The organism is uncultured Nostoc sp. (assembly GCF_937863485.1).
Classification (GTDB): domain Bacteria; phylum Cyanobacteriota; class Cyanobacteriia; order Cyanobacteriales; family Nostocaceae; genus Nostoc.
In genome coordinates this window covers 16,474-39,138 of sequence record NZ_CALMFY010000174.1, presented here as the reverse complement: position 1 = coordinate 39,138, position 22,665 = coordinate 16,474, and the positions used below count along the sequence as shown (strand labels likewise).

The 22,665-nt window shown below is 43.6% G+C and carries 19 protein-coding genes; 11 read left to right on the top strand and 8 right to left on the bottom strand.

Features of this window, described 5'->3' with window-relative positions:
• The 3 genes from Q0541_RS23315 to Q0541_RS23305 are packed head-to-tail and all read right to left on the bottom strand — an operon-like array spanning position 1 to position 1,783.
• A complete protein-coding gene (locus Q0541_RS23315) occupies positions 1-783 on the bottom strand; it encodes an ABC transporter ATP-binding protein (protein WP_298916102.1) in 783 nt (260 codons plus the stop codon).
• A gap of 4 nt (positions 784-787) precedes the next feature.
• Positions 788-1,540: an ABC transporter substrate-binding protein gene (locus Q0541_RS23310; RefSeq protein WP_298916213.1), complete on the bottom strand. Its 753-nt coding sequence runs from the start codon at positions 1,538-1,540 to the stop codon at positions 788-790.
• 18 nt (positions 1,541-1,558) lie between these two features.
• Positions 1,559-1,783, bottom strand: coding sequence for a hypothetical protein (locus tag Q0541_RS23305; RefSeq protein ID WP_298916099.1), 225 nt, complete (start codon positions 1,781-1,783; stop codon positions 1,559-1,561).
• Positions 1,784-2,413: 630 nt separating this feature from the next.
• Between Q0541_RS23305 and Q0541_RS23300 the strand changes: the two genes are divergently transcribed.
• The 8 genes from Q0541_RS23300 (at position 2,414) to Q0541_RS23265 (ending at position 11,819) form a co-directional block, all read left to right on the top strand.
• Positions 2,414-4,255 carry a vanadium-dependent haloperoxidase gene (locus Q0541_RS23300; RefSeq protein ID WP_298916096.1) on the top strand — a complete coding sequence of 614 codons (1,842 nt, stop codon included), beginning with the start codon at positions 2,414-2,416 and terminating at the stop codon, positions 4,253-4,255.
• A gap of 66 nt (positions 4,256-4,321) precedes the next feature.
• The gene (locus Q0541_RS23295) at positions 4,322-5,365 is read left to right on the top strand and encodes a cytochrome c (protein WP_298916093.1); all 1,044 of its coding nucleotides are present in this window, start codon (positions 4,322-4,324) and stop codon (positions 5,363-5,365) included.
• A gap of 215 nt (positions 5,366-5,580) precedes the next feature.
• Positions 5,581-6,978 (top strand): tetratricopeptide repeat protein, encoded by a 1,398-nt coding sequence (locus Q0541_RS23290; protein WP_298916090.1) that lies wholly within the window; start codon positions 5,581-5,583, stop codon positions 6,976-6,978.
• On the top strand, positions 6,975-7,985 hold the full coding sequence (locus tag Q0541_RS23285; RefSeq protein WP_298916088.1) for an aldo/keto reductase: 1,011 nt from the start codon (positions 6,975-6,977) through the stop codon (positions 7,983-7,985). The genes Q0541_RS23290 and Q0541_RS23285 overlap by 4 nt, the downstream gene beginning before the upstream one ends.
• A gap of 439 nt (positions 7,986-8,424) precedes the next feature.
• Positions 8,425-9,066 carry an HAD family hydrolase gene (locus Q0541_RS23280; protein WP_298916085.1) on the top strand — a complete coding sequence of 214 codons (642 nt, stop codon included), beginning with the start codon at positions 8,425-8,427 and terminating at the stop codon, positions 9,064-9,066.
• Positions 9,067-9,518: 452 nt separating this feature from the next.
• Complete coding sequence (locus tag Q0541_RS23275) at positions 9,519-10,112, top strand: HD domain-containing protein (RefSeq protein WP_298916083.1); 594 nt, start codon at positions 9,519-9,521, stop codon at positions 10,110-10,112.
• Positions 10,113-10,137: 25 nt separating this feature from the next.
• Complete coding sequence (locus tag Q0541_RS23270; protein WP_298916078.1) at positions 10,138-11,130, top strand: ABC transporter substrate-binding protein; 993 nt, start codon at positions 10,138-10,140, stop codon at positions 11,128-11,130.
• A 254-nt stretch (positions 11,131-11,384) separates the two neighbouring features.
• The gene (locus Q0541_RS23265) at positions 11,385-11,819 is read left to right on the top strand and encodes a hypothetical protein (RefSeq protein WP_298916073.1); all 435 of its coding nucleotides are present in this window, start codon (positions 11,385-11,387) and stop codon (positions 11,817-11,819) included.
• A gap of 190 nt (positions 11,820-12,009) precedes the next feature.
• Here the strand turns inward: Q0541_RS23265 and Q0541_RS23260 are convergent, their stop codons facing one another.
• Positions 12,010-12,162: a lmo0937 family membrane protein gene (locus tag Q0541_RS23260; protein ID WP_298916065.1), complete on the bottom strand. Its 153-nt coding sequence runs from the start codon at positions 12,160-12,162 to the stop codon at positions 12,010-12,012.
• A 131-nt stretch (positions 12,163-12,293) separates the two neighbouring features.
• Positions 12,294-13,634 (bottom strand): hemolysin family protein, encoded by a 1,341-nt coding sequence (locus Q0541_RS23255; protein WP_298916062.1) that lies wholly within the window; start codon positions 13,632-13,634, stop codon positions 12,294-12,296.
• A gap of 768 nt (positions 13,635-14,402) precedes the next feature.
• Here Q0541_RS23255 and glgX point away from each other — a divergent pair.
• On the top strand, positions 14,403-16,529 hold the full coding sequence (gene glgX, locus Q0541_RS23250; RefSeq protein ID WP_298916059.1) for a glycogen debranching protein GlgX: 2,127 nt from the start codon (positions 14,403-14,405) through the stop codon (positions 16,527-16,529).
• Between the two features lie 164 nt (positions 16,530-16,693).
• On the opposite strand, the gene Q0541_RS23245 is transcribed toward glgX, so the two are convergent.
• Genes Q0541_RS23245 through Q0541_RS23235 form a run of 3 tightly spaced genes read right to left on the bottom strand, consistent with a single transcriptional unit; the run spans position 16,694 to position 20,328 of the window.
• Complete coding sequence (locus Q0541_RS23245; RefSeq protein ID WP_298916056.1) at positions 16,694-17,077, bottom strand: hypothetical protein; 384 nt, start codon at positions 17,075-17,077, stop codon at positions 16,694-16,696.
• On the bottom strand, positions 17,074-18,663 hold the full coding sequence (locus Q0541_RS23240) for a GMC family oxidoreductase (protein WP_298916053.1): 1,590 nt from the start codon (positions 18,661-18,663) through the stop codon (positions 17,074-17,076). The genes Q0541_RS23245 and Q0541_RS23240 overlap by 4 nt, the downstream gene beginning before the upstream one ends.
• 36 nt (positions 18,664-18,699) lie before the next feature.
• Complete coding sequence (locus Q0541_RS23235) at positions 18,700-20,328, bottom strand: FAD-dependent oxidoreductase (protein ID WP_298916050.1); 1,629 nt, start codon at positions 20,326-20,328, stop codon at positions 18,700-18,702.
• A 732-nt stretch (positions 20,329-21,060) separates the two neighbouring features.
• Here Q0541_RS23235 and Q0541_RS23230 point away from each other — a divergent pair.
• Positions 21,061-21,987, top strand: coding sequence for an SMP-30/gluconolactonase/LRE family protein (locus tag Q0541_RS23230; protein WP_298916045.1), 927 nt, complete (start codon positions 21,061-21,063; stop codon positions 21,985-21,987).
• The gene (locus Q0541_RS23225; RefSeq protein WP_298916042.1) at positions 21,984-22,526 is read left to right on the top strand and encodes a DoxX family protein; all 543 of its coding nucleotides are present in this window, start codon (positions 21,984-21,986) and stop codon (positions 22,524-22,526) included. The genes Q0541_RS23230 and Q0541_RS23225 overlap by 4 nt, the downstream gene beginning before the upstream one ends.
• Positions 22,527-22,665: the final 139 nt, after the last annotated feature.

Below are 22,665 nucleotides of genomic sequence, written 5' to 3'. Positions count from 1 at the left end.
TCATACTCGAAAAGCCTCACGACGGGAATCATTGACGAGTAAACTTTCTAAATAGGCAGCAACTTCGACAAACTTTTTAGTGTTGATGTCATTAATCTCTGCGGTATCAACAATTTCTTTGACAGTTCCAGGTACTGCTGTCATCACTAAAACTCGATGTCCCAGGTAAACAGCTTCTTGTATGGAATGGGTGATTAAAATGATTGTCAACCCTGTATTTTGCCAAATAGTATTGAGTTCGTATTGCAGTTGAGTCCGCGTCAGCGCATCCAAAGTAGCAAAAGGCTCATCCATCAGGATAACTTGAGGTTTGACAGCCAAAGCGCGGGCGATCGCTACCCGTTGTTTCATCCCTCCTGATAACTGATGGGGATACTTATTGACAGCTGCTGAGACTCCCACTAAGTCGAGATATCTTACAGCTTCAGCAATGGCGGCTTTACCAGCAGCTTTACCTGTAGTCTCAAGGGCATAAACAACATTTTGCACCACAGTCTGCCAAGGTAGGAGTTGTTCAAAATCCTGAAAGACAACGATCCTATCTGGGCCGGGAACAGAGATGCGTTTACCTGCCATCAGTAATTCTCCGCTACTGATAGACTCAAAACCAGCGATCGCCTTTAACAGCGTACTCTTTCCACAACCCGATGGCCCAATAATTACAAACTTTTCTCCTGGTTTGACAGCAAAGCTAACATTTTCCACAGCCAGAAATTTATTCTTACCTTCGCTGTAGTTAATATGGACATTTTTTGCTACTATTAACGATTCTAAATTAACCATGAATTTAATCTCCCCCAGCACCTTTAAGCGGTGGTAAAATCAATTCATCAATCGATTTGGGCTGCTTATTTAACATGCCGATTTCATGCATAAATGCTCCACATTTGAGGAAGGCTCTTGGCTCAATACCGTATGCCACGGCCTGATTATTGAGCCACTTTTTATATTGCTCCTGTGAAACTTTTCCACTATCTATTTCTGAGAGAATTTTGGCTGCTTCATCAGTTTTTTCATTCACGAGTTTAGTAGCATCCGCAATTGCGGTATACAAAGCTTTCCCAAACTCCGGATATTGATTGTAAAATTTTTCAGTCGTAAATACACTTGCTATGCTAGTTTTACCAAAAATATCAGAGCTTTTAATAATTACCCTACCACCTTTTTCAACTTCCTGAAATTCAAAAGGTGGTGTTGTAAAATGTGCATCAATTTGACCTGTTAATAGAGACTGTAACCCTAAAGGATGAGCAATCACTTGCAGGTTTTGATCAAGTGCTGTGGGATTTCCTAAGTCTTTTTGTGCCACCTTCCGCAGTCCAATTGCCTGTACCCCATCTAGAGATGGTAAACCAATTTTCATTCCTGGCTTGAAATCTTTGAGACTTTTGATATTGGGGTTTTTCGTTATTAGCCAAAACTCACTATAGTTAAGTGAAGCTAATATTTTCCAGCCCACGCCTTTATCCCAACCTACGAGAAACGACCCAGGACCACCTGCACCAACTTGTATTTGATTAGCGATAATTCCATCCCTAATAGCTGCACCATTCGATAATTATTGCCATTGAAATTGTGTCTTGGGAAATTGTTTTTCTAAAATTTTCTGCTGCTTGACGATAAGTAGATTAGCGTAATTAATTCCAGGTTGATAGGCAATTGTTATTTTTTCTGGTGCTTGTGAAGCAGTTTTATTACCAGTAGCACAAGCGACAAATACAAACGTCAATAGTGCTAATCCAATCAAGAAAACCCACGTTCTAAATCTCTTGAATATCATCATTTTTTTCCTTTTGTAAGAGATTTATGTGATTTTCTAAATTAAACGAAAGTATCACACAGCTAGCAGCAAAAAACAAGGTCTTTTCGAGCTAGACCCCCACGGACGATTCGCCCACAACGAGGGCATGAAAATTTATTTCCTCACTCCCCATGTTGCACTGGCGTAATTCCTCCGGGGCTTTCACGCTCTTGCTAAGTTTATTGTAAAAACCTCTTGATTTTGATCACCGTTTGTGAGAAAGTCTGATTTAACATCTTAAAATACGGTAAGTTGATAGACTTACAGGGTTATAACAGTTTGACTGGAAGAAAGTACAGCTAATATAGCGACCCTTGAATCCTGGCAACACGCTATAGGACTGATTAAGACTACGGAAGTGTAATAGCCATGTGATGAAAGCTTGAATATTAGCACTAAATACCTAAATGACTGTCAGGAGAAGCATCTCCAGTGCAAGATACCTTCTAGTAGAACAACCCTAAATTCCATACCAAATTTAGTGAGATTGCCCTCTTTTTCTAGAGGTGGGTATTCCATGTGTGGCTCAAAGTCATTCTAGCTTTTAGCCGCTCATGTATTTCCTGATGGCTGGATTTTTGAATTATTTTTTGTCAGTGGAGAACAACTTAGATGCAAGCAGATCCCAATTCTGATCAAGATTCTGAAAAAAATGCTCAGGCTCATAGTGAAATAACAAAAACTAAGCAATCTCAAACTAGCGCAGGTAGTAGAAGATTATTCCTCGGTCGCGGCAGTAGACGTTTATTTCTCGGTCGCGCCGGTTTGTTTAGTGCAGCTAGTCTTTTGGCAGGGGTTTTCAGCTCATCCCTTTCCTTGAAGAAAGGAAGAAATGTTGTCCAGGCCCAGGAACCTGCTGCAAAGTCTAACTATGGCAACTTACCTGAGAGAGCTTTTCAAGTACGTACAACAGCAGCCAAAGTTAATCGGGAAATTCCCATTCCTCCTCATCCTACCAACAAAGATGAAGCGAAGTACGCCAATAAAATTGCCACGGATACACGAGGATTGCCCCATAACCAGCTGGGCGAAGTGGATTTGAAGGCTTATCAATCTTTGATTAATGCGCTGAACTCCGGTGATCCCAACGAGTATGAAAAGATCATCCTGGGCGGCAAACGGAAGCTGGTACAACCGCTGACTCCATTAGCAATTAGCTTGAGTGGGGTGAATACTTGCCAATTGGCGATTCCAGTGCCACCCACCCTCGATAGTGCAGAGCAGGGGGCTGAATTCCTCGAAATTGCTTGGCAACAACTGTTGCAGGATGTACCCTTTAGCGAGTTCCGCAATGATACAACTAACCCGCTGATTCTGGCAGCAGTTCAGGATCTGAATCGGTTGTCAGCATTTAAAGGGCCTAAACAGAACGGACGGGTTACACCTGAACTCCTATTTCGAGGCACCGCGATTTACGTTGATGCCTCTGGTCGAACGGCTTACCACACTTTACCAGGGGTAGATGTGGGGCCATACGTATCCCAGTTTTTACTGCGTCCTGTGCCCGCAGGAACACATAGTTATGCTCAACTTAACCGTGTTCCCCTAGCTATTCCCGAAAACAGTTTCCAAACCAACTATGACGAGTGGTTAGTAGTACAAAATGGTGGCGAATCTGGTCGAACGATTAAGTTTGACTCGACCCGTCGCTACTTTATCAATGGGCGCGACCAGTCAGAGATTGCCCACACGCCACCACCCGTCTATACAAATGCTGCTTTAATTCTACTCGCCAAGCCAGTCAAGGATGACCTCCTAGCTGGTGGCGTTGGCTCACCTTACAATCCCGGTAATCCCTATAACAAATCGAAGACTCAAGCAAGTGGTTCTGGGACATTTGGCCCAGGATATTCACAATCTCTGATCGCTTGGGTTAGTCCACATGCAATTAGAGCGGCTTATTGGCAAAAATACTATGTTCACCGTCGTCTGCGAGCGGAGGCTTATGGTGGGTTGGTTCACAACAACAAGGTGAATAAAACGAACCATCCGATTCACCCTGAAGTTTTCAAGTCAGAAGCACTCGATCGCTTCTTCAGCAAAAACAAATCCTATCTGCTACCGCAAGCCTATCCCGAAGGATCACCGTTGCACTCTTCTTATCCAGGGGGCGCTTCGGTGTCCGCAGGTGCAAGCGTCACAATCTTGAAGGCGCTATTTGATGAAACTTATGTGATTCCGAATCCAGTGGTACCCGATCCCCAAGATCCTACCAAGTTGATTCCCTATGAAGGGCCACCCCTGACGGTGGGCGGCGAATTGAACAAACTGGCGACAAATATTGGCTTGGGTCGTGATAGCGCGGGGATTCACTGGCGCACAGATGCAGCAGCGTCGTTGGCCCTTGGGGAAGCGATCGCCATCAGCATTCTTAAGGATGAAAAGCTAACGTTCCGCGAAAAATTTGAAGGTTTCACATTTACCAAATTTGATGGCACAAGAGTCACGATTTAAAACTTTCACTGTTTAGAAAAGTACCATACCCACTTTGGTAATTGGCATTTTGTCAGTGGTTATATCATGCCTAATCTTCGGAAATTTTACTCGCGATACCTGCGGCGGGCTGCGCCTACGCATTTTGTCCTCTTAGGCATAGTTTTAGCACTTGCCCTCTTTATCTACACGCCACAAGCACCTAACGTAGACAATAGTGTATCCGCAGTAGAAACATCGCCAGATATAGAACTAGCGAAAAAAGTAGCTAAAGAAATTATTGCTGCTTGTCCCATTGTCACAGATGTTAAAAATTTAGCTGCCTACGACTCGTGCGCCCAAAAACTCTCTCAGCTGAAAACCCTGCGCGACACTATGAACGCACCATTTTTCTGGGGCGCTCAAAGCAAAGTTGGCAACTATAATATCAAAGATAGTCAAACAACTGAATTTGACCCCTTTGTCTGGCGTCGCATTTACCTGGCTACCTTTATGTTCAAAGCTGAACTCCAGATTGAACAGGTAAACAACTTAATTGTCATCCACCTTCCTACCCAGTTCCGCAACCAGTTTGATATTGGCGCTTATCCTTATCCGTTTTGGCACTCATCGAAAAAGTGGAATTCCTACCAGCAAAGTACTGAATTACTTTTGTTTCTAGAACAGGGAAAGCTTAAAGGAGCGCTGCGTTCAGCTGTGGTTGATCCACAACGCCCGAAGGTAAACCATGCATGGGACGGTAAGTGGGTTTGGACTGATGCTCATGGTAAGCAGCCCTATGTGACACTCTATACCCGTTTATTTTCTCCATCAAACCCACACGTCGCCAAAGTTGATGCTGCTTATCGTGCATTTGAGGCCAAGCTGCGGCAGAATGCTTGTGTTGTCTGCCACAGTCCTGACAATGCTAGCAAGCAGAATCCTTTATTAATCCTGAGTTATCCCAATCAGGCAATCTCTTTACGGCACGAAACTGTGCGCCAAATCAAAGAGAAACGGATGCCTCCTCCGGCTGGTATTTTTGATGATCAAGAGCGACAACAGCTAATTGAACTCGCCCAGACATTTGCCCAAGCAGGTGATCAGGCTCTCGCTTACGAAGGAGAAAAAATAACTTCTGGAAAAAACTAATACCAACAAAAGTAGTTGTGTGTCTTGGCGTTTTCAGAGGCGATCGCAACTCCTAAACTGCTTAATTTTGAGAAAAGCGATCGCCATCACATGAGCATTTGTACAAAATTCTTAATCAAATCATTATTAACTCCGATAACCCGATTGAGATACAGTAGTTTATAGCCTAGCTTTGCAAAGTTATGCTTGTAGCTGTGCAATACTCTGGGAAACCAATGGTAAAAGATGCATTTGAACTCGAAATTACTACCGACTCATCAGCAGCGGTAAATGCCATCGATAGCTTTGTCGATCAATTATTGAGTGTTGGTAACGATGCCCAAGTTATTCTCAAAGCAGTTGAGGCAGATCCAGCCTGTGCGATCGCCAATGCTCAAGCTGCCGCCTTTTATCTGTTTGCTGGTGGCTCTGTTGCCTTAACTCAGGCGACATCTTATCTAAATACGGCAAAAGCAAACCTCACCCACGCTAATGATCGCGAAAAACTTTATGTTGCTGCAATTGAAGCATGGGCAAACCGAGATATTGCCCAAGCGATCGCCCACCATGAAGCGATCGCTGATAGCTATCCCCGCGATTTAGCCTCGTTGCATGTTGCCCAATACCACTATAGAAATTCCGGTAACAGTCAAGGGATGTTGCGAATTGCCGAAAAAGTTTTCGCCGCCAATCGTCACAACCCGTATATCTACGGTATGTTGGCCTTTGGGCTAGAAGAGTGTCATCGAATAGCCGAAGCAGAAACATATGCCAGGCAAGCGATCGCCCTGAAACGAGATAACCGTTGGGCACACCACGCCCTTGCTCATGTGTTAGAAACTCAAGGGCGCTTAGATGAAGGGATCGCCTTAATGGAAAGTCTCAGCGATACCTGGGAATATGGTAACCCAGTGTTTTACGGACATCTTTGGTGGCACACATCCCTTTACTACCTGGATGCAGAGAATTTTGCCAAGGTAGTAGAAATTTATGACCGAAACATTTGGGGACGTGCCGAAAAAGACAATAGACGCGAGCAGATTAATGCGATCGCATTATTATTGCGGCTAGAGTTACGCGGTGTAGATGTCGGTTCGCGTTGGCAGAAACTTGCTGCTTACCTGCAACCACGGCTGCACGAACACGTCCTCGCCTTCCTGGATTTGCAATATATCTATGCACTCGTGCGGGGTGGTAAAGATGACTGGGCCGCACAGATGTTAGAGAGTATGCAAACTCATGGAGAGAAAGTTTTACCCTACGTGCGGCGTACTTGGCTAGAGGTAGGAGTACCAGCAGCTAGGGGGATGATTGCTCATGCTCGTGGAGATTGGGAGAGGGCGATCGCTCAACTAGAGCCAGTGTTACCCGATTTATACTCCACGGGTGGATCTCATGCTCAACGAGATTTATTTGAGCAAATTTATCTTGATGCACTGATTCGCGATCGGCAGTATCACAAAGCCTTGAATGTCCTGGAAAAGCGCAATGCTGCCCGTGGCAATATTCCAGTGATTCAGCGGGAATTAGCTAATACTTACAGCCAGCTAGGACACATCGATGAAGCAAATCAAGCTTCTCAACTTGCTTTAGAACTTTCACAACGTTATCAAAAAGTAGAGCAAACAGTATGACGACATACGTAAATCTTGGAAAAAGTGGACTGAAAGTATCACGCCTTACTCTGGGTACTATGACCTACGGTTCTCGGAAATGGCGAGAATGGGTATTAGAAGAAGAAGAGAGTCGCCCGTTTATTAAACTAGCTTTGGAATTGGGGATTAACTTCTTTGACACCGCCGATGTTTACTCTTTAGGTGCCAGCGAAGAAATCTTGGGACGGGCGCTTAAGGATTTTGCCAAAAGAGATCAAGTTGTCATTGCTACCAAAGTCTTCAATAAAATCGGTGATGGCCCCAATGATCAAGGGCTGTCTCGCAAACATATTTTTGATGGCATTGATGCCTCATTGCGGCGGCTACAAACAGATTACGTCGATTTGTACCAAATTCATCGCTGGGACTACGAAACACCAATAGAGGAAACCCTAGAGGCACTGCATGATGTAGTCAAATCAGGTAAAGTTCGTTACTTAGGAATCTCAAGTGTTTACGCATGGCAGTTCGCCAAAGCCCTTTACACGGCTGACAAACACGGCTGGACTCGCTTTATATCTATTCAAAATCACTACAACTTAGTTTATCGAGAAGAAGAGAGAGAGGTGATACCTTTATCTCTAGATCAAGGAATTGGGATCATTCCCTGGAGTCCTCTAGCACGAGGCTTTCTGGCGGGAAATCGCAGCAAGCAAAGCTATGGGGAAACTGTGCGGGCTAAAACCGATGAATTTGCTCACAATCTCTACTATCAAGATTCAGATTTCCAAATAGTCGATCGCGTCGTAGAGTTAGCCCAAAAACGCGGTGTTAAACCAACACAAATTGCCTTGGCTTGGTTGTTGCATCAACCGGGTGTGACGGCTCCGATTGTTGGTGCTAGTAAGATAGAGCATCTCAAAGAAGCAGTGGAGGCTGTGGATTTGAAGCTTTCCGATGAAGAACGCAAGTTCCTTGAAGAACCTTACACACCCCATCCCATCTTAGGACATCAGTACCCAACCGCCTCTGCCAGTCGCCCATAGCAATATCTGGTACTGGGGAAGAAGTAAGGGAATAGGTAACAGATGATAGGGAATAGATTTAGGACTAGCCCTTTCAAGGTGGGTAAAAATTTTGCTCAAGAAACTCCTATTCTAACCTGTTGACTCTGTGTTCTCTGTGGTTAAACAAAAGACTTTTTAACCGCACAGACGCAAAGAGCGCAGAGAGAAAAAAGAGATTTTACAAGTCACCTTGAAAAAGCTAATCCTAGATTTATGAACTTTTCTGTTTCTCCCTTGGCGCTTTTGGCGACTTGGCGGTTCGATAATTTTCATTAATAGGACTTACGCACAAGTTACGGAATAACGAACCGCAGAGGCACAAAGGGCACGGAGAAATTAGAGTTTGAGAGATATTTTGCGTAAGTCCTAATTAACTTCAAATAGGATTACTATAGTTGACCAAAAATCAATAATACGAGTGCCAACAGAACTGGTTATTTTTGACTGTGACGGAGTATTAGTAGACAGCGAGACATTGGGCAATCGCGTTCTTGTCCAATTTGCCGCAGAATTCGGACTCACGTTGGAGCTTGAAGAAGCCATTTTATTATTCAAGGGTTGCAAAATAGCTGATTGTGTTGCTGTCATTGAGCAAAGGCTTGAGCAGAAATTGCCGCAAGATTTTGTGACTCAGCTTCGTGCCCGCACTGCCGAAGCATTCGAGCGTGAACTGCTTCCGGTCGTTGGGATAGAGGCGGCTTTAGACGAAATCAATCTACCTATCTGCGTTGCTTCTAGTGGCCCACTAGAAAAAATTAAGTTAGCTCTACGTGTGACTAACTTACTACCTCGATTTGAAGGACGTATCTTTAGCTCCTATGAAATTGGAAGCTGGAAGCCAGCACCTGACTTATTCTTATATGCAGCTAAAAATATGGGAGTTCAACCTTCATCTTGCACTGTTGTAGAAGATAGTGTTTTGGGTGTGCGTGCAGGTGTGGCCGCTAATATGAAAGTTTTAGGGTATACGAATCAGAGTGAGGCTACTCTACTGGAGTCATTTGGAGTAACTATCTTTCACTCTATGTGCCAACTGCCTTGTTTACTGTCATACCATTAGTTTATAGGTTGAGTAATGTAAAAAAATTTAACCCAGTTCACTTAACTAAGTACATTTTTGCATTAAAAGCGTAGCGTTTTTATTGTAGAGGGACACATTAACATTGCATCAAGATGCATTGGCATTGTAGAGGGAGACATTAACATTGTATCAAGATGCATTGGCATTGTAGAGGGACACATTAACATTGCATTAAGATGCATTGGCATTGTAGAGGGACACATTAACATTGCATCAAGATGCATTGGCATTGTAGAGGGACCCATTAACATTGCATCAAGATGCATTGGCATTGTAGGGGGACGTATTGGCATTGCATTAAGACGCATTTAAACTGTAAGATATTGTCAAATTTAATTCGCTACAAATTAATTAAATGCTGTACTAAGTTGCAAAAAATAACTCACATTGGATAAACAAAGAATTTTGAACTTTACACTAGGAGGAATGTAATGTCAAACTCATCTACAGAAAGACCTATTGCCACCTATACACGAATGGCAGATGGAACAAAAGAAGATTATTTTCTATTACAGGAACACTCTAAGCCTTTGTTGAATCAGGTTGGAGATCGCGCCATAACACTTTTAGTTGACTTGCAAGAAAGTTATCCAGGAAATCTGATTGATCGCTATCAGCATTCGCTACAAACAGCAACACGGGCTTTTCGGGATGAGGCACAAGAAGAGGTCGTAGTGGCTGCGTTGCTTCACGATATTGGAGATTTACTAGCACCCGGAAATCACGCCCAGCTAGCAGCAGCCATCCTCAAACCTTATGTAAGTCCAGCTACGCATTGGATAGTTGAACATCATGGGATTTTCCAAGGCTATTATTTCTGGCATCATATAGGACGCGATCGCCATGCTAGAGAAAAGTTTCGAGGTCATCCTTACTTTGACTGCACCACTGAGTTCTGCCATAAGTGGGATCAAGAATCATTTGATCCAAACTACGATACTCTGCCGCTGACTTTTTTTGAGCCGATGGTACATCGGATCTTCGCTCGTGAACCTTGGGGTCAACATACAAAACAGGAATCATAAAACTATCGGAGTGCAGGAGTCAAACATGATTCAATTCAACCATGCCAACAAAACACTTATGCTGTTTGCTGCATTCCTCCCTTTGCTAGGACTGTATGGGTGTGGGCAGCTAGCCAGCCCGGAAAAAACGGCAACTGTTGATCTGTCGCAAGTCACTGTGGTGCTAGGCGATCAAGTCAGTGGCACGCGGGCCCTTGTTGAAGCCGCCAATGTACTTGAAGGTGTACCTTATAAATACAAATGGGCAAGCTTCCAGGGGGCAGCACCTTTGTTTGAGGCGCTGCGTGTGGGTGCAGTCGATACCGCACCCGCCGGCGATCTTCCAGTTTTGGCCGCAGCCGTAGGTCAGACACCGCTGAAGATCCTTGCAACCAGGGTCAGCAAGGGCGAAGGACTTGGCATCATCGTTCAGGCTGATTCTCCCATCAAAGGCGTAGCTGACCTGAAGGGTAAGACTGTGGTAGTATCCTCGGCGCGGGGCAGTGTCTCGCAATACCAACTTTACGGTGCGCTGGAAGAGGCTGGTCTCAAACGCAGTGACGTAACGGTTAAATTCGTGCTGCCGACTGATGCGGCTGCGGCTTTCTCATCCAAGAAAATCGAAGTGTGGGCGACCTTCGATCCCTACTTCTACGTGGCACAGGAAAATGGTGGGCGGGTGCTGCGCGACGGTAAGGGCATTAACAGTGGATTGTCGTTAATCACTGCAAGCGATGAGGCCCTGGCCGATCCGGGCAAGCGGGCAGCGATCGCTGATTTTTTAAAGCGGTTGAACAAAGCCAATGATTGGGCGATCGCGAATCCAGACGCCTATGCTCAGGTTTACGCGAAACTGTCGCGCTTGCCACTGAATACCTCCAAATCCATTACCCAGCGCGGAGCGCGAGAGCTACGCCCGGTCAGCGATGACGATATCCGTGCATTGCAAACCGTGGCTGATCGTTCCTACCAGGACGAAATCCTGCCTACACGGATCGAGGTGCGTTCCATCGCTAACCAAAGTATCTGGACGAAATGACGCTATTTAGTCAAAATTCGGTTATCTGGTTTAACTTGCCCTCAAGTAAAGCCATCCACGGCAAAGTGTGCTTAAATGCACAAAATAAAATTTAAACTTGTGCATACGGGCATTTTATTACTGCTAAGGGCCTGAGCAAGAATATCTAATTATGAACAAGATCAACATATTTTTTCATAATTTTGATGAATAAAGGTAGTACCAATTCGATGATAAAACCCCCAAGGAGTTACTACGATGCTGAGTTTGGAGAGATGAGAATCGAAGATAACTACTGGACTTTAGTACAATGTGCTGTTTTGGGCGATCGCCGTGTACCGATTTGTGTGGATTTTGAACAGGGGCAGATTGGGGAACTTTCATCCCTTCAGCGTGAAGCTATTCGGCAAGCTCTAGCCTTGCCACCCGATGTGTTACGCATCACTGCTCCTATTGTGCTGCAAAATTATGATGTATATCGTGACATGATTGGAGATCAGGAAATGCCGCTGCTGGCTAATCCCATTCAGGTCTGGGATCAGGTCACTTTCTCATATATCTATGTGCCGCCCCACGTTGAGTATGACCTGCATATTGCTACCTTTGAGTTGATAGCTGAGTGTGACTGGGAGCCAGAACACGGTTTAGAAGTACGCTTTCGCAATGGAGTAGCAGACGATGCAGATCAGATAGGTGAAACAGGACGGTAAAAACTAGACCTCTTGCAAAAAAGTTTTGTGGTATGGTTGAGGGCTGACTAAATCCAAGAGAAATTTAGGCTTCTTTTTGAACTTCGTAATTATAAATCCCAGCAATTAAATGACAGCGCTCTTGCATTACGTTTCCTACAATTGCGGTAGCGCTGACTTAAAAGTCATGAACGTATGATCATTTATTCATCTACATAGCACGGCTTTTGGCAAAATTATAGATAGCAAGGGCTATGGCTACAATTAAGACTATATGAATTAAATTTCCAGCGATATGAAGTGCGAATCCTAATGCCCAAAAAGCAAATAGTACAACTACAATTCCCCAAAGTATACCCAACATATCTTTGCTCTGAGTCAGGTGGTTTTTTCTAACTCAGACATTTTAATGGTTACCTCAGTTAAATTCTATTTATCTTAAGACAGATATCCGAATTCAAATCATCTTCCTTTGGAAATAAAATCAATTAAAAATCAGACAGCCTTTAAATGAGTGCTTACACGAGCAACCAGCACTTTATCAACTCGGTTCCCATCCATATCAATTACTTCAAAACGTAGTCCCGCCCACTCAAAATATTCAGCAGTAGAGGGAATATGTCCAAGCTGGTTCACAATAAAACCCCCTAAAGTTTGATAGTTGATTCCTGCCTGTGGTGGCAACTTTTTGATGTCGAGAATTTCTTTCAACTCGTCAATGGGCAATAGTCCATCTAACAACCAAGATCCATCCTCGCGTTGTACAATCTCAGGGTCAGTTAGATCTTCACTCGACGGGATATCACCCACAATCGCTTCTATAATGTCAGTGAGTGTAACCAAACCTTGTGTCACACCATACTCGTCCACGATTAAGGCAATGTGAGTCCCAGATTTCTTAAATAAATCCAGGAGTTTCAAAGCATTCATACTTTCTGGCACATACAAGATTGGTTTTAATAAGGCTTGCAATTCAATCGGTTGAGTTGGATTATGGGCTAAAAATTCTTTGGTTTGTACAACACCTAATAAATTATCAACGCTATCCTGTCCAACAGGAAAGAAATAATGCATACTTTTGATGACTTGATGGCGGACTATTTCAAGCGGCTGATCAATGTTAAGCCATTCTATCTCTGTACGTGGTGTCATAAACGCACTAACTCGTCGATCGCCAATACTAAACACTCGCTCCACTACATCTTGTTCGGCTGACCCCAATAAGCCTGCTTCATGACTAGCTGCGACTAAAAGTTTCAATTCTTCAGTAGAATGAAATAATTGTTCGGCATTTCCTGGTTGCAAGCCGATAAGTTTGAGAACGAAATTTCCGATATTATTCAAACCCTCGACAGCTGGGCGAAATATGGCTAAGTATAGTTCTAACAGATTAATCACAGCGAAGGCAGTGCCTTCTGTACGTTGAAGTGCTAGACTTTTAGGAGCTAATTCTCCCAAAACGATATGGAGACAGGTAATGATTATGAATGCTACAATCACTGATAGGGTATGGGCGCTCAACAAGGCCAAGGATTTCGGTAGCCAGTGGAAAGCAGGCTCAACGATTACAGCTAGTGCTGGTTCTCCAATCCAACCTAAGCCCAGAGAAGACATAGTAACGCCAAGTTGAGTTGCTGCTAGATAAGAGTCCAAGTTGTTGACTGCACGTTGTAAAGCCTTTGCCCGAGGATGTTCTTCAGCAACTAGCTGCTCGACACGACTACGACGTAAAACGACTAAGGCAAATTCTGCTGCCACAAAAAAGCCGTTGGCTAGTACCAAGAAAATTAGGGCTAGTAACTTGCTTGCTGTTAGCAAATTAAGTTGGCTGTTCATAATAATTTCAAGTTTTGTTGACAGACTATTAAATATATTTAACTCTAATTAATTAGATTGAGCGTGGCAAAGTAGATGTAATCAGTAAGTGCGATGCCTCTACTACTTGCCACCGTCAATCGCCACTCATGCTTTAGTTTTATAATTATCACTCCTAGTGCGATACAACCAGCTAGTACCGCAAGGCAGAAGTCACTCATTCAAAAGTCAAAAGCCAAAAGTATTACGGAATGGGCTTTTTAGGGTTTTTAAATGGTTGCTCTATTTACGCCGTGTTGTACTAACAATATTCGTTTCAATGTGCTTTTTTATGAGTATTAACAGATGCATTAAGCAAAAATACTGTGTAAGTTAATCTCAAAATTGACATTAAAGATGCACAAAAGATGTTTTAAGTAAATCTACACGTTGACTGAGATAAATTACGTCATTTTGGTAGATGTAGGTGTCCGCTATTTTTGATAAAACTATTAGAATTGAAATATTTGGCAAATAAACTTGTTAGAGAATTTATGAGTCAAGTAGTAATAACGGGGTTCTCAATCTTGATATCGTCGATTGACAATATCAAAAATTCTCTTCTAGCTGGAAATGAAAACCAATCCTTGTCATCTGCTGATAAGACTTTTTAATTATAAAAGCTCTATGGTAAGATTTGCTTAATTCAAATTTGTTAGCTTTCATGTTGAAATTAACTTACAGAAATTACTATTCAACACATCTTCAAGTTTGTTAGTAAAAGTAAAATTAGCTTTTGGTATTTCATTTATGTATGTATCTGTATGGCCTGGAAATGTATATCCCTTGGGTGCTAGTTGGGATGGCAAAGGCACGAACTTCGCTTTGTTTTCCGAGAATGCAACAGGTGTAGAACTTTGTTTGTTTGATGCTGATGATCAGGAAATCCGCTTACATTTAACAGAAAAAAATAATTTTGTTTGGCACGCTTATTTACCAGGAGTGGGGCCTGGACAACGCTATGGGTTTAGAGTCCATGGCCATTGGGCCCCAGAAGCTGGTCATCGCTTTAACCCTAATAAACTACTAATTGATCCCTATGCCAAGGCAATTGATGGGGAAATTAACGAGAGTTCAGCTATTTTTGGCTACTCTTTAGATGCACCAGAAGAAGACCTAGCTTTTTCCGATTTAGATAATGCCCAAATTATGCCAAAGTGTGTTGTTGTTGATCAGTCCTTTGATTGGGGAGATGACAAACCACTTGGTAGGCCGTGGCACGAAACTATTATTTATGAAACTCACGTTAAAGGTTTTACTAAGCTACACCCAGATATTCCAGAAGAATTACGTGGTACTTATGCAGGGCTGGGACATCCAGCGGCAATTCAATATCTCCAACAACTAGGAATCACATCTGTAGAATTGATGCCTGTACATCACTTTTTATCTTCTCCAGGATTTCTGGTGGATAAAGGACTGAAAAACTATTGGGGTTACGATTCCATTAATTATTTCACACCCCACTCCGGTTACAGTGCTAGTGGCTCACTCGGAGAACAAGTGACCGAGTTTAAGCAGATGGTAAAGGACTTACACTTTGCTGGCATTGAAGTAATTTTAGATGTAGTTTATAACCACACTGGCGAAGGCAATCATTTAGGGCCAACATTGTCGCTGCGAGGCATCGATAATAGTGTGTACTACCGCTTGATCAAAGATAACTCTCGTTACCACATGGACTTCACAGGTTGCGGCAACTCTCTGAATGTACGTCATGCCCAAGTTCTGAAGTTAATCATGGATAGTCTGCGCTATTGGGTAACAGAAATGCATGTTGATGGCTTTCGCTTTGATTTAGCTTCGGCATTAGCGCGAGAACTATATGAAGTAGATAATCTCGCAGCTTTTTTTGATATTATTCATCAAGATCCAGTTCTGGCAGATGTGAAGCTGATTGCTGAACCTTGGGATTTAGGAGAAGGCGGTTATCAAGTTGGCAATTTTCCTTTACGTTGGTCTGAATGGAATGGGAGGTATCGTGATACTGTGCGGGATTTTTGGCGGGGTGAGGATGATAGCCTCGGACAATTTGCTTACTGTTTTACTGGTAGCCCTGATCTTTACCAAGCAAACGGGCGCAATCCCAGTGCCAGTATTAATTTCATCACTGCTCATGATGGCTTCACGCTCAATGATTTGGTCAGCTACAACCAAAAGGATAATCAGGCCAACGGCGAAGATAACCGGGATGGAGAAAGCCATAACCGATCTTGGAATTGCGGTGTAGAAGGAGAAACCCATGAGCCAGACGTGATCCGCTTACGGGAACGTCAGCGGCGCAACTTTTTAGCAACTTTAATGCTATCTCAAGGCATACCCATGCTACTAGGAGGAGATGAAATTGGTTTTAGTCAGAAGGGTAACAACAATGTCTACTGCCAAGATAATGAACTTTCCTGGCGTGATTGGACTTTACAAAAGTCTAATGCTGAACTATTAGACTTTACCCGCCAACTGATTAATTTTCGTCATCAGCATCCAGCATTTCGCCGGCGTAAGTGGTTTCAAGGCCGTCCGATTCATGGTTTGGGTATTAGTGATATTGGTTGGTTTAATGCCGACGGTAGTGAAATGACCCAAAAGCAGTGGCTAGTTAGTTATGCCAAAGCTATGGAAATTTTCTTGAATGGCGAGGGCATTGTTACTCCTGGCCCTCGCGGTGAACGTATTATTGATGAGAGCTTTCTGCTATTTTTTAATGCTCACTACGAAACGATTGAGTTTGCCTTACCCAATGTTTTCCAGGACAGGGAATGGGAAATAATTATTGACACCAACGAATCTCGGTTTCTTAACTCAGGAAAATTGATTATGGGTGAGCAAACTGTGCCAGTTACAGACCGCTCTCTCATGCTATTACGTCGTGTTTCTTAGTAGCACAAAAATCTCAGAAGTTATAGCGGTTCTCAGTTGAGGGCAATATAGTGGCAATCTGATTTGATTGTGTGAAAAAATATAACTATATATATGTAGAGTGCGTTATGGAGATTAGTCCAAACGCACTAAAGCTTTCGGACGGTGCTTTATACCATTTTGGGTTAGGTAGCTTGGATTTCTCCACCTTGGGATTTTGACAGCGCCTGTAGTTCTTCCCAAGTGTAGTGACGGGGTAGTTCAATTGGTTTGTGATCGGCTCCTAATCGCAATCCAATTATCGGCTGGAGTTCTTCAATGAATTCCTCAGTGTACGCTACTAGCTGATTACCTGCTACGCCACCGGCGATCGCTCCTGCAACCCCACCGATCGCAGCACCCAGTTTACCCGCAATTGAGCGACCCAGTGCGGCTCCTGCTACGCCACCTCCCACAGCCCCTAAACTTGTAGCTATAGGATGAGAATCCGTTGCATCTGAGTTGATTTGTTGAGATTCAATCTGTGGTTGGTCTTGTCGTTTAATTTGTTGTTCATCGTTTGTCATCATGTTCCTCCTTTTGATTTCAAGCGTTCAGCTATGCGGTCGCCAACCCGCAATGCATTCGCCATAATTGTTAATGTTGGGTTAGCACCTGAATTTGAGGGAAAGAAACTACTATCAACCACATAAAGATTATCGACATCATGGGTACGGCAATTGATGTCAAGGACTGAGGTTTTAGGATCTGTGCCAAATCGACAAGTACCGCATTGATGGGCAACTGCTTGTTCTGGTATAGTAGTGCGGGGATAAATACTAAATGGCAGAACGTGTTTAGCGGAGTTAGGAATTGACTTGAGTACAGATGTCCAACGATGGATTAAGCGATCGCCTGCTTCGGTATTGTTGAGTGTATAGTCAATGTAAGTCTTGTCACCCACTACCCGAATCCGATTATTCGGGTCTGGTAAATCTTCTGTTTGCAACCACCAGCCCACTGATCTTTCAGCAAGCAAATGGCGCTCATACTCAGGAATCAGTTTAATAAACGGAGCCATGAGCGGCGGAGCCTCTGCGGGAATCATATCAGCTAGGACATTGCCCGTATTTTGTACCATTCCCATGGGATAAGGAAAATCTGGCTCTCCCCAATAAAAATCGTTGACGGCGATCGTTTTCTGATAGTTGGCACGATTTACATTTAGATGTATGGAAACAATCGCAGTTTCCAACTGTTTCATATAATTCCGCCCCACCTGATCGGAACTGTTTGCCAATCCATTGGGATGTTTGTCATTAGCAGAGCGTAAAAGCAAGAGAGCCGAGTTGATAGAGCCACAGGCAACAACTACAATATCACCTGCAAACCAATGTGACTCTCCGGCAATTTCAGTTTCTACACTCGTAACCTCTCGCCCCGACTCACTGGTATGCAGCCGTAAGACTTTGGCATTAGTTAAGAGGGTGAAATTAGCATACATTTCGCGGCTGGGACGAATGGCGTTAACATCAGCATCGGCTTTTGCATCTACCAAACAGGGGTATCCATCAAAGGTATCGCAGCGAATACAGGGACTTTTAGTGCGATCGCTTTCATTGAGTTTTAATCCCAGTGGTAGGTGGAATGGGTAATAGCCCAGTTCGCGGATGCCATCAGCCAATTCCTGCATATCCGGCTCATGACTCACTGGTGGATAGGGATATGGTTCGCTACGAGGTGGTTCAGTTGGGTCTTCCCCTTGCTTGCCATGCACATCATACAGCTTTTCTGCTTGGGTGTAGTACGGCTCAAAGTTTGAGTACTTGAGTGGCCATTCTGGAGAAATTCCTCCCTTGTGAATTACCCTTTCAAAATCTCGCTCGCGGAATCTAATCAAGGCTGCACCGTAGAGTTTGGTATTGCCGCCAACCCAGTAGCCTGTCTGCGGTTTAAAGGTTTTGCCTTCCTTGTTATACCATTCCTCATCTGCGTGGTAGCGATGTTTTTGATAAACTTCCCCTGGACTCCAGTTAGCTTTCTCTCTCGGTAAAAAGTCGCCTCGTTCCAGCACTAGAATTTTTTTACCTGTGGGTGCGAGGCGGTGAGCCAGTGTCCCTCCACCGGCTCCCGTACCGATAATGATAATGTCGTAGTGTTCAGTGATGTTTGTCATATATGCAGGAGATGCAAAATTACTCTTGTCTCAAACCTATTGCTTGTTATTAACTGGCTGTCTTTGAATCAAATCAACTGTACCACGCCGTAATTCCTCAACAGTTAACGTCTGGTTCAAGCGCATCAATTCTGAGATAGCTGCTGTTTCCGTATCTTTATGGCTGGTTGCAACTGCCAAGACTTGATTGTTTTTGACGTAGAAAGCAATAAATTCCTGTTTTTGCAAATCCCCATCTACAATTATCTCATCCCAACTTTGGGCGTGGCCGATGTAGCGCAAGGGAAACTTGAATTGCATCGTCCAAAACAAAGGAAGCCCTCTAAATTTAACTGCTTTCCCTGCCATGTTATGAGCTGCAATTCGCCCCTGCTGTGCTGCAACTCGCCAATGTTCAACCCGAAGCGATTCACTTGTGCGCCAATCGGGATAACGGGCAATATCGCCTGCGGCATAGATGCCATCAGCTGCACGCAAGTATTCATCAACAACAACACTGCCATCTTTAGGATACAAATCGATCCCCTGAAGAAAGTCTGTTGCAGGCTGTACACCAATTCCGACAATTACTATATCTGCTTTGAGGCGATCGCCATTATCTAAAATTACAGCTTCTACCTTGTCACTACCTTCAAATTCAACTGCTTTCCTACCTAACTTAAAGGAAACACCGTTTTCTTCATGAACTTGCTGAAATATTTTGCCAATTTCCTCACCAAGGGTTTTTTTAAAAGGTACAGAATCCGGTGAAACAACAGTTACTTGTAAGCCGTGCTGACTCAGCCCAGCTGCTGTTTCCATGCCGATAAAACTGGAGCCAATGACTACCGCTTGTCCTTTTTGCTTGCTCAGTGTCAAAATGCGGTCAGTATCATCAAAACTGCGTAATGTGAGAATATTTTGCAAGTCTGCACCAGGAATATCTAGCTGGAGTGGTTTTCCTCCTGTTGCTACCAGCAAGGCATCATAATTCAACGAATCACCAGACGCTCCTGCGTCGCTACCGCTTGCGCTATCGGTAAAGGTGATCGCTTTTGCCGTTGTTTGCACCTGTTCTACTCGCTTATTCAACAGTACTTCAATCGCGTGTTCTTTGTAGAAATCTGGCGATCGCAGGGGCATTTCCTCTGAGGATGTTTCACCAATGAAGTAGTCTTTACTCAGCTTGGTGCGATCGTAGGGTAGCCTGTCATCCTGAGTGATCATGACGATTCGCCCTTGATATCCAGCTACTCGCAAAGTTTCTGCGGCATGGACACCCGCCGCCCCTGCGCCTAAGATCACAAATGTGCGTCCATCAGCGTCGGGGTTAAATTGCGCCATTGCAGGCGATCGCAATCCCGTTGTTTCCTCTGGGACGCTGACAATGACGTTTTCACCTTCAATCCGTACCTGATAACAGCCTAAAGAATCTAAGCCAGGTGGTTCTAGTTGATCCCCACTCGTCACGTCAAAATAAGCATTGTGCCAAGGGCAAACAACATGATGTCCACTCAGCACCCCCTCTGCCAGCGGCGCTTTATAATGAGAGCAGTGTGCGCCGACGGCATGAAACTTTCCATCTAATCGGGTCAGTAAAATTTCTGTCTCGCCGACAGCTACCTGTCGCATTTCACCATCATTTAGATCATTTATATTGGCAACAACTGCTTCTATCTGTTTCATAATCAACTCTTAAATTAAGAATAAGAGTTATACCAATTCTTTCAAATCCGACAACAGATTAAAACCCGAAAAACCAGATGCAATCTGAGTCTGAGCGCAAGACTTACACCCCTTTATTACGAATTACGAATTGATATAACAACAAAGAACTTACATAAATTGTAACCTTTGCACCCTCATCAGCAAGCAGTTTCGCTTCGCTTTTCCAATACCGGAATTACCTCCAGTAATTACAGCTACTTTGATCCATAAGCTATTTCTTAATTGGGAACAATTTATGCCAAATTGAGAAATATTCAGATATTTTTTGCTTGCACGTTTTTCTTTATATCACAAAGTCTGAATTTTTCAATTTCTCAATGGTCTATATCTAAAATGATAAATTCAGCCTTTAGACATAGGGAAACTGTGAAAAAAATTGTTTGAACTAAGATTTATGACTGAAAGTTGGGAAAGTTTTTGGCGATAGATGGATTGGCATAACCCAGATAAACAAAAATATTCTAAATCTAAAATTTTAGATTCTACCCAATGGCTTAATTTTTATTTATGCCTAAAGAGATGCTAATATTTCATTTTAATTTGATTTTTGTTTATATATTATGTAAGTCAAGCATATTTGATATCTATAAAAAGTGCGGATAAATTTTATAATCTATTAGTTTTTAAATTGATATTAACTTTAACCTGCTATTTATTGTCAGTAAGTAAGTTAAATAACAGGAGATTACTATGACTGAAGCCATTGAGATTTATGACGATCGCCTGCGTGCTATTATACCTCCAGATGCTTCACTCCAAAAGCTTGCCAATGGTGCAGTCCATAGCGAAGGCCCTCTTTACTTCCATGAAGATGACAGTGTTGTGTGGAGCGATGCTCACGGTAACCGTTTATTACGCTGGAGTGCTACTGAGAACGTGAGTGTCCTCCGAGATCCATCTGATTACCAAAGCGGTAATTACCGAGACTTGGAGGGTCGTCTAGTTGCGTGTTCCTCCGGTTTGCGTGCGATTATCCGACGCGAAGACGATGGTGAATGGAAGGTTTTAGTTGATCGCTACGAGGGCAAACGCCTGAACAGTCCAAATGATTTAGTAGTGAAAAGCGACGGCACAATTTGGTTTACCGATCCGCCTTATGGGATCACTGAGCCAAAGCAAGGTTACGGCGGCGAACAAGAACAACCCGGAAGTTATGTGTATCGCTTTGACCCTACTAGTGGTGAAATTTCTCCTATAGTAACAGACATGGTGCGCCCGAATGGGCTGGCTTTCAGTCCAGACGAAAGCCTTTTGTATGTTTCAGATACAGCCGCGTTTAATATACCTGGGGGGCCTCATCATATTCGCGTGTATCAGGTCGTGGACGTAGGCGTAGCCCGTCGTAGACATCGCCATGTGAAGAATGGCCGTGTATTCTGTGTCATCGATCCAGGACAACCTGATGGATTTCGGGTTGACGAACATGGCAATGTTTTTACTAGTTCCCAGGATAGCGTGCAGATATACGCCCCTGACGGGACTCAGTTAGGGAAAATTCTCCTACCGGAGATATCCACTAACCTAACTTTCGGTGGGAAACAAGGCGATCGCTTGTTTATCACAGCTGGTCATTCCTTATATGCTATCGACCTTAATACCCGTGGTGTACAGCAATGATTTATAAATTTGCCAGTGGTGTAGCGATCGCCTTTTTTCTAGGAGCATTTAATTTCCCGCAGCTAGGGCCATACCTATTAAGTTCACTTTATCATCTGTATCCTGACGGATTCCCCGGATTGGCACTTTTACTACTAAGAGTTAGCCTTGGCTGGTTATTCATCCTCCACGGCTATCCAAAGATAACGCATCTTCAACAGTGGGCTGAGTCTGTAAAAATGCCTGTCTTTCTTTGCTTTTTATCAGCTGCATCCATGTTAGGTGGCGGAATTTTTCTGATTGTGGGATTCCTGACACTCTTAGCGACATTGCCCATTCTCGGCTCAATGATTTTTGCAATATATTTAGAAGTCTCTGGAAGTAAACCTTTTGTAGCCCAAGATCCATACTTAATTCCAGAAGACCAATATAAAGGCCCTTTAGGAAAAGGTGAACCGCCAAGTTGGGAAAAAGCGTTTATGTACTGCGTCATGCTGATTGCGATCGCCGTTTTAGGCCCTGGAGCATATTCGCTAGATGCTCTGATTTTTGGCCGGTGAAAATTATCCGACTGAATTACCTCAAAAGGCATATTACAGTTATCCTCCAACCATTTGTGTCTCGGTGTCTCGTTCCCAGTCTCTGATTGGGAATGCCTAATCAGAGGCTCCGCCTCAAAATTAGCGACACCGCAATGAA

Excerpts from the sequence above, each read along its gene's own strand:
- Q0541_RS23230 (WP_298916045.1), top strand. The coding sequence starts at position 21,061 with ATGACTGAAGCCATTGAGATTTATGACGATCGCCTGCGTGCTATTATA.
- glgX (WP_298916059.1), top strand. The coding sequence starts at position 14,403 with ATGTATGTATCTGTATGGCCTGGAAATGTATATCCCTTGGGTGCTAGT.
- Q0541_RS23275 (WP_298916083.1), top strand. The coding sequence starts at position 9,519 with ATGTCAAACTCATCTACAGAAAGACCTATTGCCACCTATACACGAATG.
- Q0541_RS23285 (WP_298916088.1), top strand. The coding sequence starts at position 6,975 with ATGACGACATACGTAAATCTTGGAAAAAGTGGACTGAAAGTATCACGC.
- Q0541_RS23270 (WP_298916078.1), top strand. The coding sequence starts at position 10,138 with ATGATTCAATTCAACCATGCCAACAAAACACTTATGCTGTTTGCTGCA.
- Q0541_RS23225 (WP_298916042.1), top strand. The coding sequence starts at position 21,984 with ATGATTTATAAATTTGCCAGTGGTGTAGCGATCGCCTTTTTTCTAGGA.
- Q0541_RS23265 (WP_298916073.1), top strand. The coding sequence starts at position 11,385 with ATGAGAATCGAAGATAACTACTGGACTTTAGTACAATGTGCTGTTTTG.
- Q0541_RS23290 (WP_298916090.1), top strand. The coding sequence starts at position 5,581 with ATGGTAAAAGATGCATTTGAACTCGAAATTACTACCGACTCATCAGCA.
- Q0541_RS23300 (WP_298916096.1), top strand. The coding sequence starts at position 2,414 with ATGCAAGCAGATCCCAATTCTGATCAAGATTCTGAAAAAAATGCTCAG.
- Q0541_RS23240 (WP_298916053.1), bottom strand. The coding sequence starts at position 18,663 with ATGACAAACATCACTGAACACTACGACATTATCATTATCGGTACGGGA.
- Q0541_RS23235 (WP_298916050.1), bottom strand. The coding sequence starts at position 20,328 with ATGAAACAGATAGAAGCAGTTGTTGCCAATATAAATGATCTAAATGAT.
- Q0541_RS23305 (WP_298916099.1), bottom strand. The coding sequence starts at position 1,783 with ATGATGATATTCAAGAGATTTAGAACGTGGGTTTTCTTGATTGGATTA.
- Q0541_RS23260 (WP_298916065.1), bottom strand. The coding sequence starts at position 12,162 with ATGTTGGGTATACTTTGGGGAATTGTAGTTGTACTATTTGCTTTTTGG.
- Q0541_RS23255 (WP_298916062.1), bottom strand. The coding sequence starts at position 13,634 with ATGAACAGCCAACTTAATTTGCTAACAGCAAGCAAGTTACTAGCCCTA.
- Q0541_RS23315 (WP_298916102.1), bottom strand. The coding sequence starts at position 783 with ATGGTTAATTTAGAATCGTTAATAGTAGCAAAAAATGTCCATATTAAC.
- Q0541_RS23295 (WP_298916093.1), top strand. The coding sequence starts at position 4,322 with ATGCCTAATCTTCGGAAATTTTACTCGCGATACCTGCGGCGGGCTGCG.
- Q0541_RS23245 (WP_298916056.1), bottom strand. The coding sequence starts at position 17,077 with ATGATGACAAACGATGAACAACAAATTAAACGACAAGACCAACCACAG.